This window comes from Nocardioides sp. (assembly GCF_036401255.1).
GTDB lineage: Bacteria > Actinomycetota > Actinomycetes > Propionibacteriales > Nocardioidaceae > Nocardioides.
In genome coordinates this window covers 1-5887 of the sequence record NZ_DASWVI010000423.1, presented here as the reverse complement: position 1 = coordinate 5887, position 5887 = coordinate 1, and the positions used below count along the sequence as shown (strand labels likewise).

5 protein-coding genes are annotated in these 5887 nt (G+C 70.4%); all 5 read left to right on the top strand.

Going from position 1 to position 5887, the window contains the following annotated elements:
• A partial coding sequence (locus VGD85_RS19570) for a zinc-binding dehydrogenase (RefSeq protein WP_331065107.1) occupies positions 1 to 559 on the top strand: 559 nt, incomplete at its 5' end.
• A 323-nt stretch (positions 560 to 882) separates the two neighbouring features.
• A complete protein-coding gene (gene arcD / locus VGD85_RS19565; protein ID WP_331065106.1) occupies positions 883 to 2352 on the top strand; it encodes an arginine-ornithine antiporter in 1470 nt (489 codons plus the stop codon).
• Positions 2353 to 2478: 126 nt separating this feature from the next.
• A complete protein-coding gene (arcA, locus tag VGD85_RS19560) occupies positions 2479 to 3774 on the top strand; it encodes an arginine deiminase (protein WP_331065105.1) in 1296 nt (431 codons plus the stop codon).
• A 30-nt stretch (positions 3775 to 3804) separates the two neighbouring features.
• The gene (locus VGD85_RS19555) at positions 3805 to 4809 is read left to right on the top strand and encodes an ornithine carbamoyltransferase (RefSeq protein WP_331065104.1); all 1005 of its coding nucleotides are present in this window, start codon (positions 3805 to 3807) and stop codon (positions 4807 to 4809) included.
• An 11-nt stretch (positions 4810 to 4820) separates the two neighbouring features.
• Positions 4821 to 5777 carry a carbamate kinase gene (gene arcC, locus VGD85_RS19550; protein ID WP_331065103.1) on the top strand — a complete coding sequence of 319 codons (957 nt, stop codon included), beginning with the start codon at positions 4821 to 4823 and terminating at the stop codon, positions 5775 to 5777.
• Positions 5778 to 5887 lie beyond the last annotated feature (110 nt).

The following is a 5887-nucleotide window of genomic DNA, read 5'->3' as shown; positions in this document are numbered from 1 at the left end:
GGTGGTCCTGGTCGCCGGGGGAGCGGGCGCCGTCGGCAACGCCGCCATCCAGCTCGCCCGCTGGGCCGGCGCCACCGTCGTCACCACGGTCAGCAGCGCCGAGAAGGCCGAGCTGGCGCGCGCCGCCGGCGCCCACCACGTCGTGAACTACCGGCAGCCCGGCACGGCCGAGGCGATCCTCGCCGTCGCGCCCGACGGCGTGGACCTGGCCGTGGAGGTCGCGCCCGCCCAGAACATCGATCTCGACCTCGAGGTCGTGCGCGTGCACGGCACGGTCTCGATCTACGCCAACAACGGTGGCGACACGCTGACGATGCCGCTGCGCGCGGCGTTCGGCAAGAACCTGCGCTTCCAGTTCCTCATCCTCTACACCCTGGCCGAGGACCTGCTCCGTGCTGCAGTGGAGGACGTGGCCGCCGCGGTGCGCGACGGTGCGTTGCGGGTCGGTGCGGACGCCGGCCTGCCGCTGCACCACTACCCGCTCGAGGAGACCGCCCGGGCCCAGGACGCCGTCGAGGGCGGCGTCGTCGGCAAGGTGCTGATCGACCTCGCCGACTGATCCCGGCCGACCCTCCCGGTGAGTCCCGGTGAGGAGTCCCGGTGTGGGTCCCGGCCGGACGGGACCGTCCCGGGACCTTCGCCACGGCATGGTTCGCGGCGGCCGACCGGGGCTCCCCGCACCAACCGATGCAAGGTCATGCAGGCGGGCGTAGGATCATTCGCAACGACCCGGACCCGCGCCGTTCGGGGCCCGCGGAGGGGCCAGGACCCATCCCGGATCCCTGGTGCCGTTCGTCCCTGCTGTGCGCCTCCTCGCCGCACCTAGCGTCCTTCACAGGACGGGAGATCGGTCTTCCGTCCTCCTGAAGGAGGCCCGAAAACATGACTCAGCAGATGGTCCGACCACCGTCGGGCCCGAGCCCTGAGCAGCCTGCGAGAGGCGCCGGCACCCTGGCGCTGCCCGCTCTGATCGCCCTCGTCGTGGGGTCGATGATCGGAAGCGGCATCTTCGCGCTGCCCTCGCAGATGGCCGGGAGCGCGGCTCCCGGGCCGCTGCTCATCGGATGGGGAGTGACCGGCGTCGGCATGCTGATGCTGGCGTTCGTCTTCCTGACCCTGTCGCGTCGCAAGCCCGACGTCGACGGCGGTGTCTACGGATACGCCCGCGCCGGCTTCGGCAACTACCTCGGCTTCACCTCGGCCTGGGGGTACTGGATCAGTGCCTGGATCGGCAACGTGGGCTACCTCGTCCTGCTGATGGCGACGCTGGGCAACTTCTGGCCGACGTTCGAGGGCGGCAACACCGTGTCCGCGATCGTCGTCGCGTCGATCGTGCTGTGGATCCTGCACGCGCTCACCCTGCGCGGCGTCCACACCGCGGCGTTCGTCAACACGCTCGTCACGATCGCCAAGGTCGTCCCGATCGTCACGTTCATCGCGATCGCGCTCGTCGGCTTCAAGGCCGGCATCTTCACCGCCGACTTCTGGGGCGACGGCCAGGGCCTGGGCTCCACGCTCGACCAGGTCAAGAACATGATGCTGGTCACCGTCTGGGTGTTCATCGGCATCGAGGGCGCCTCGGTCTACAGCCAGCGCGCCGGCAAGCGCAGCGACGTCGGCCGCGCCACCGTGATCGGCTTCGTCGGCGTGCTGGCCCTGCTGCTCGCCGTGAACGTGCTCTCCTACGGCCTGATGAACCAGGCCAAGATCGCCGGACTCGAGGACCCGTCGATGGCGGGCCTGATGGAGCACGAGGTCGGCAGCTGGGGCGCCGACTTCATCTCGATCGGCCTCGCGGTCTCGCTGATCGGCGCCCTGCTGTCGTGGGTGCTGCTGTGCGTGGAGATCCTGCGCCTGCCCGCCCGCGAGGGCGTGGTGCCCCGCCAGCTCGGTGCGGAGAACCGGCACGGCTCGCCGACGATGGCGCTGTGGCTGACCAACGGCTGCGTGCAGCTGATGCTGCTGTGGACCCTGTTCAACGAGAACACCTACACCGACCTGATCTACCTGGCGACCTCGCTGATCCTGCTGCCGTACCTCTGGTCGGCGCTCTACCAGGTCAAGCTGGCGTTCACCGGTGAGTCCTACGGTGCGGGCGAGAGCCGCACCCGCGACCTCGTCGTCGGCCTGGTCGCCCTGGCCTACGCCGTGTGGCTCGTCTACGCGGGCGGCTGGGAGTACGTCCTGGTGGCCGGCATCTTCTACCTGGTCGGCACCGCTCTCTACGTCTGGGCGCGCAACCAGGTCAAGGCGGAGATCTTCACGGCCGCCGAGCGCGTGGTCGTGGCGGTGGTCGCGGCTCTCGCGGTCGCCGGCGTCATCGGCCTGGTCCAGGGCTTCGTCTCGATCTGATCGAGCCCACGCACGGGAGGCGGGGCGGTCCTCGGGCCGCCGCCCCGCCGATCCCGGCGCTGTCGCCACCCCAGCGCCGGCCCGTCGACCCGGCCCACCCACCGTTCTGAGCAAGGAAGGCTCACCATGGCAATCGAACAGCTCCCCCGGGGGACGGTCGCCGAGACCGTCACCGACCCCAGAGTCGGCGTATGGTCCGAGGCCGGCCGTCTGCGACGCGTGATGGTCTGCGCGCCCGGACTGGCCCACCTGCGGCTCACGCCCGACACCTGCGACGAGCTCCTCTACGACGACGTGATCTGGGTCAGCCAGGCCAAGCGCGACCACTACGACTTCGTGATGAAGATGCGCGACCGCGGTGTCGAGGTCCTCGACATGCTCCAGCTCCTCGTCGACGTCGTGCGCTACCCCGAGGGCCGCAACTGGATCCTCGACCGCAAGATCACCGACGACCAGATCGGCCCCGGCCTGGTCCACGAGGTCCGCGCCTGGCTGGAGAGCCTGCCGGCCGAGAAGCTCGCCGAGTTCCTCATCGGCGGCGTCGCGTTCAGCGACGTCCCCGACGACATGGCCGGCTCGTTCCTGCGGTCGTTCCGCGACGCCGACGTGCAGCAGTTCGTGCTGCCGCCGCTGCCGAACACCGTCTTCGCCCGCGACAACTCCTCGTGGGTCTACAACGGCGTGACGCTCAACAGCATGTACTGGCCGGCCCGCCGGCAGGAGACGCTGCTGACCACCGCGATCTACCGGTTCCACCCCAGCTTCGCGGGTGAGGACTTCCGGGTCTGGTTCGGCGACCCCGACCAGCAGCCCCGCGACCGTGGCCAGGCCACGATCGAGGGTGGCGACGTGATGCCGATCGGCAACGGCGTCGTCGTGATCGGCATGGGCGAGCGGACCTCCCAGCAGGCCATCACCCAGGTCGCCCGGTCCCTGTTCGCGGCCGGCGCCGCCGAGCGGGTCATCGCCGCCGGCCTCCCGCGGACGCGGGCGGCCATGCACATCGACACCGTGTTCACGTTCTGCGACCGCGACGTCGTGACGGCGTACGGCCCCGTCGTCGACGCGATCAACAGCTTCTCGCTGCGGCCCGACGACTCCTCGCCCTCCGGGCTGGACGTCCGGCACGAGGACAAGCACTTCGTCGACGTCGTCTCCGACGCGCTCGGCGTGCCGATGCGCGTGGTGCCCACCGGTGGGGACCGGTTCGGCTCCGCCCGTGAGCAGTGGGACGACGGCAACAACGTCTTGGCCCTCGAGCCCGGCGTCGTCGTCGGCTACGACCGCAACACCCACACCAACACCCAGCTCCGCAAGGCCGGCATCGAGGTCATCACCATCGACGCCAGCGAGCTGGGCCGGGGCCGCGGCGGCGGTCGGTGCATGACCTGCCCGATCCTGCGCGACCCCATCGAGTACTGACCTTCCCGACCGGAAGAGAGAGGAACCACCATGCCGGTCAACCTTCGCGGGCGGCACCTGCTGAGCCTGCGTCACCACACCGCGGACGAGATCCGCTACCTGCTCGACCTCTCGCGCGACCTCAAGCGCGCGAAGTACGCCGGGACCGAGCGCCAGCTCCTGCAGGGCCGCAACGTCGCGCTGATCTTCGAGAAGACCTCCACCCGCACCCGCTGCGCCTTCGAGGTCGCCTCCTACGACCAGGGCGCGCACGTCACCTACATCGACCCCGCCTCGTCCCAGCTCGGGCACAAGGAGTCGGTCGCGGACACCGCCCGGGTGCTCGGCCGCATGTACGACGCCATCGAGTACCGCGGGTTCTCCCAGGACGTCGTCGAGGAGCTCGCGAAGTACGCCGGCGTGCCGGTGTTCAACGGACTCACCGACGAGTTCCACCCGACCCAGATGCTCGCCGACGTGCTCACCATGCGTGAGCACAGCGACAAGCCGGTGCACGAGATCGCGTTCGCCTACATGGGCGACGGCCGCAACAACGTGGCCAACTCCCTCATGCTGGTCGCCGCCAAGCTCGGCATGGACGTGCGGATCGGCGCCCCGCAGGACCTGTGGCCCGAGGACGAGCTGGTGAAGCTCTGCCACGAGCTCGCCGAGGAGTCCGGTGCCCGGATCCTGGTCACCGACGACCCGTCGGCCGCGGTCGACGGCGTCGACTTCATCTACACCGACGTGTGGGTGTCCATGGGCGAGCCGGTCGAGTCGTGGGCCGACCGGGTCGAGGCCTGCCTGCCGTTCCAGGTCAACGCCGAACTGCTGCGCGCCACCGGCAACCCGCGGGTCAAGGTGCTGCACTGCCTGCCGGCCTTCCACAACACCCAGACCAAGGTCGGTGCACAGGTCGTCCAGCAGTACCCGCAGCTCGCCGAGGGGATCGAGGTCACCGAGGACGTGTTCGAGTCCGCGGCCAACATCTCCTTCGACCAGGCGGAGAACCGGATGCACACGATCAAGGCGCTCCTCGTGGCGTCGCTGGCCTGAGGGGACGTGAGATGAGGATCGTGATCGCCCTGGGGGGCAACGCCCTCCTGCGCCGTGGTGAACCGCTGACGGCGGACAACCAGCGCGCGAACATCCGGATCGCCGCCGAGCGGATCGCGACCGTGGTGCCCGACCACGAGGTGGTCATCGCGCACGGCAACGGCCCGCAGGTCGGCCTGCTCGCCCTGCAGGCGGCGGCGTACGAGGACGTGCGGCCCTATCCGCTCGACGTCCTCGGCGCCCAGACCGAGGCGATGATCGGATACGTGATCGAGCAGGAGCTCGGCAACGTCCTGCCGCTGGAGAAGCACATCGCCACGCTGCTGACGATGGTGCGCGTGGACCCGGAGGACCCGGCGTTCCAGAACCCGACGAAGTTCATCGGCCCGATCTACATGCAGGAGGAGGCCGAGCGCCTCGCGGCCGAGAACGGCTGGGCGATCCGCCCCGACGGGTCGTCCTATCGCCGGGTCGTCGCGTCGCCGGAGCCGCAGCACATCTACGAGGTGCCCTCGATCCGCTCGCTCGTGGAGAACGGCACCGTCGTGATCTGCGCCGGCGGCGGCGGCATCCCGACCGTCCTCGAGCCCGGGCGCATCCTGCGCGGGGTCGAGGCCGTGATCGACAAGGACCTCGCGTCCTCGCTGCTGGCCCGTGAGATCGACGCCGACCTGCTGGTGATCGCCACCGACGTCGACGGCGTGTACGTCGACTGGGGCACGCCCGACCAGCGTCGGCTGACGGAGACCACTCCGTCGGAGCTGCGGGCGTTCGACTTCGCGGCCGGCTCGATGGGCCCGAAGGTCGAGGCGGTGTGCCGGTTCGTCGAGCACACCGGCCGCGCGGCGGCGATCGGCTCGCTGAGCGACATCGCCGACATCGTCGCCGGGGTGGCCGGGACCCGCGTGGTCCCCGACGCCGACGCGACGACGGCCGGCCAGGACCGGGAGCTGGCGGTCTCCGGCTGACTCCCGTCGGGCCGGGCCGACGCATCCGGCCCCGGTCCACCTCGACGTTGACCCGCCCGAAACCATCGGGCGGGGCAACGTCGTCCGCTCCGGGAGAACCCCGGCGGGCG

Excerpts from the sequence above, each read along its gene's own strand:
- arcD (WP_331065106.1), top strand. The coding sequence starts at position 883 with ATGACTCAGCAGATGGTCCGACCACCGTCGGGCCCGAGCCCTGAGCAG.
- arcA (WP_331065105.1), top strand. The coding sequence starts at position 2,479 with ATGGCAATCGAACAGCTCCCCCGGGGGACGGTCGCCGAGACCGTCACC.
- VGD85_RS19555 (WP_331065104.1), top strand. The coding sequence starts at position 3,805 with ATGCCGGTCAACCTTCGCGGGCGGCACCTGCTGAGCCTGCGTCACCAC.
- arcC (WP_331065103.1), top strand. The coding sequence starts at position 4,821 with ATGAGGATCGTGATCGCCCTGGGGGGCAACGCCCTCCTGCGCCGTGGT.